This is a genomic window from Geobacillus sp. DSP4a (assembly GCF_013096875.1).
In the GTDB taxonomy this organism is placed as follows: Bacteria; Bacillota; Bacilli; order Bacillales; family Anoxybacillaceae; genus Geobacillus; species Geobacillus thermophilus.
Map to the genome: position 1 here is coordinate 1 of NZ_SDLD01000136.1, position 1,044 is coordinate 1,044.

General features: G+C 49.0%; 1 protein-coding gene. It reads left to right on the plus strand.

Annotation, left to right across the window (positions count from 1 at the left end; translation table 11 throughout):
* Positions 1-2: 2 nt before the first annotated feature.
* A partial coding sequence (locus tag ETC02_RS18635; protein ID WP_171698451.1) for an IS1380-like element ISGsp2 family transposase occupies positions 3-1,044 on the plus strand: 1,042 nt, incomplete at its 3' end.

Consider the following 1,044-nt stretch of genomic DNA (forward strand, 5'->3'; position numbering starts at 1 on the left):
TGATGAAAGATTTCCCGATTCGGTTTGTATTGACAGATGAAGCGATTACCCCAAGTGCTGGGCTTGCTCTCGTTGGCTACTTACTCCATCGAACGAAACTGGATAAACGGGTAAACGCACTTCGGCTTCCAACGGTTCGTCGAGAAGTGCACATTTCCCATAGCGATGTCATTCGCTCGATGATTGGCTTGCTTGCCACAGGAAAAACGGATTTCGATCATATCGAAGCGTATCGTCAGGACGATATCTTTTCGGCATCGATGGGGATTCAGCACGTGCCTTCCTCTCCAACCTTGCGACAACGACTCGATCAGCTCGCTTGTCTTCCGATGACCGAAACGATTCTTTGGGAGGAGTCCATACGTCTGTTGATTCAACGACATGCCACTTTGTCCCCTTGTTGGACCAAAGGAAAGACGACATGGCTTCCCCTTGATATAGATGGTTCCCCATTTGACAACTCCGATACGAAAAAAGAAGGAGTCAGTCGAACGTATAAAGGATTTGACGGTTTTACACCGTTGTTTGCGTATGCAGGGAAGGAAGGGTATCTCGTTCATGCCGAGTTGCGTCCAGGGAAACAACATGTGCAAGACAACATGCCCTCGTTTTTAGTCACCGCTATCCGTCGAGCTCGTCAACTGACTTCATCTCGTCTGCTTGTTCGCATGGATGCAGGAAACGATGCAGAAGCGAATGTGCACGTATGCCTAAAGGAAGACGTGGACTTTGTCATCAAGCGAAACTTACGCCGAGAATCGAAAGCGCTTTGGTTCCAGATCGCTTCGCAAAAGGGCAGACGCGTCGATGATGGACAAAGCGAAGGAGTACAAACCTATGAGCTATGCCTTCCACAGAAGGCAGCGATCGATGGAAACACGTATACGTACGTTCAAGTCACCCAAGTGACGGAACGAACGATGGAACGCAATGGACAGCTGATGCTCGTTCCTGATTATGAAGTGGAAAGCTATTGGGTGCGGCTCAAAGGATACGAGCATGTTCGAATGAGCGATGTGCTCGCGTTGTATCATGACCATGCGA